Annotated in this window: 3 protein-coding genes; all 3 read right to left on the bottom strand. The window is 40.0% G+C overall.

Translation table 11 applies throughout. The features are described from left to right. Positions 1–23 precede the first annotated feature (23 nt). A complete protein-coding gene (locus VHA02S_RS24655) occupies positions 24–428 on the bottom strand; it encodes a DUF2513 domain-containing protein (RefSeq protein WP_038899606.1) in 405 nt (134 codons plus the stop codon). A 134-nt stretch (positions 429–562) separates the two neighbouring features. Continuing rightward, positions 563–1,414, bottom strand: coding sequence for a TIR domain-containing protein (locus tag VHA02S_RS24650; protein ID WP_038899604.1), 852 nt, complete (start codon positions 1,412–1,414; stop codon positions 563–565). A gap of 183 nt (positions 1,415–1,597) precedes the next feature. Beyond that, positions 1,598–1,813: a TIGR02450 family Trp-rich protein gene (locus tag VHA02S_RS24645; protein WP_038899603.1), complete on the bottom strand. Its 216-nt coding sequence runs from the start codon at positions 1,811–1,813 to the stop codon at positions 1,598–1,600. Positions 1,814–1,938 lie beyond the last annotated feature (125 nt).

Genomic DNA, 1,938 nt, shown 5'->3' with positions numbered 1-1,938 from the left:
CCGAATCACTCTTGAACAATTTGTTATATTTCGAACTCACTTAGCTTCTTTTCTATCCACTTTTTGGAGTAGCCTTTTAACAACTCAAGGCTAAAATCCAAGGATTCACTAGCCGTTTTATTCTTAAACTCTTGCCACACAGGCAAACGGTTAACAGAATCCCAATATTGATTTGCCGATTCTGTAAGCCTCCAGTCAAAAACACTCCATGATGGGGTATCATCTTGATATATTTCGTATGGTTTTCTAGTGTAATTCGAAATTAACCATCCTCGATCAACAAGTCTATTAAAATGAAACTTTAGCTCTTCAGTCGAGTATAGTGCCATTGACTCACTTTCGACGACCGCCTGAATGGACAACTCAGCTTTCTCTGAGTTTATATAAATAGCAATAATATTTTTAATACAGTCGTGATTGATTTCCATTATTCCCCCAAGAAATATAACGCCCTGTTAAGGTGTGAGCAACGCAATACAAAAGCCTCTGCACTCCACCTTAATCACTAAAATCAACGCACAGTGAAAATGCCACGCGTTGCGAATCACTCTTAAACAGTTTGTTAGCTGCGTACTGGAGGTTGTTGAGGAGCGCCCCACCCTGCTTGACGTTTCTTTGGCGTGGTAAGAGTTTCAATACGCTCTTGACTTGAAAGACAAACGTCAATTCCGTACTCAGTTAACTTATAGCTAAAGTACTCATTACCATTAAAGTCCGAAGCATTTATTTTTTCGACCATGCCTGAACGAGTAAGCTTGATTACAGCTAAATTGATCTGTGCTGAACTGAAATCATATTGGTTAAAGCGGTTGTACAAATCCCAACTAGCGCACCCATCCACATCAGAGTTTGTGGACTCAAGCAACATAGCCAATGCTAGCATGTCAATATCAGTAAGTGCTGCCAGTTGAGCATTTACATCAATTCGCGGTTTTTCCTGCACAAAATCAAGCTCAAGTAAGCCCTGCGCTTTGAAAGCTCGCTTGATTTGGGTTGCCGAGTAATTCAGAGAGGACGCCAAATCCTCATCACTTCTGTTAGCATCAAAATCAGTTGGAGTAATCCCGAGAAGATCGCTTGGAAAATGCAAATCAACGCCACGCGGCTTTACAATAAAGCACCTGTTCTTCCCTATTGCCCCAATAAATAAACCAAGTTCAAAAACCACGTTGTCTCTCACAACGTACTTTTCTCTAGACCTCATGATCGTCAGGTCGTCTGGAGAGAAGATAAAAATTGAGAAATCTACTGACTTAGCTTTTGAAATTAAATCATCAAGAGCATTACTCGAAAGGTTGAATGTACCGTTTCGCCATATTGTAACCTCAGCATCAAACTCTAAGTTCTCAGCAATTGCATCTGCAATCGGCAAACTTTCGACTGATGAACCTATAAATACCCTTGGTTTTCTCATTGTTTCTCCAACTTCTTATTATATTTGATGCCGCAAAGCAGCTAACGCCAAATTAAGGTGTGAACAACGCTAACACCTTACCTAAAGCATTGTGCCATAAACATTAAACTTACTTGAAGTGAGAGCGCCGAGCGTTGTGAATCACTCTTAAATTTATTGTTAGGTGTGGTCCCAAAGTCACACTTATTTCCAACCTTGAAGCCATTTATCCCGGTGTCTCAAATCTTTCCAGTCGACTGAATATTCGTTTTTGGATAGAACAGCTTCAAGCTTACAAGAGATGACCACACCATAATCGTCATACTCAACTTCCGAGACTAGAAAATGCTTCTCTCTGTTAACCGGTTCTATAGCGGTCCATTTGCTGTTACGTAACTTAGCTGGGTTAATTCGATTCATACCAATTCCAAACCACTCTAATTTTATTCAAAACAACAAGTTTTACGGACATACTAAAACGTAAGTTCAGTAATTTATCAGGTTATTAGGCATGAACACCTAACGCCCTGTTAAGGGGTGAGCAA

The sequence above is a fragment of the Vibrio harveyi NBRC 15634 = ATCC 14126 = KCTC 12724 genome (genome assembly GCF_001591145.1).
Lineage (GTDB): Bacteria > Pseudomonadota > Gammaproteobacteria > Enterobacterales > Vibrionaceae > Vibrio > Vibrio harveyi.
This window is presented reverse-complemented; position numbering and strand designations above follow the sequence as displayed.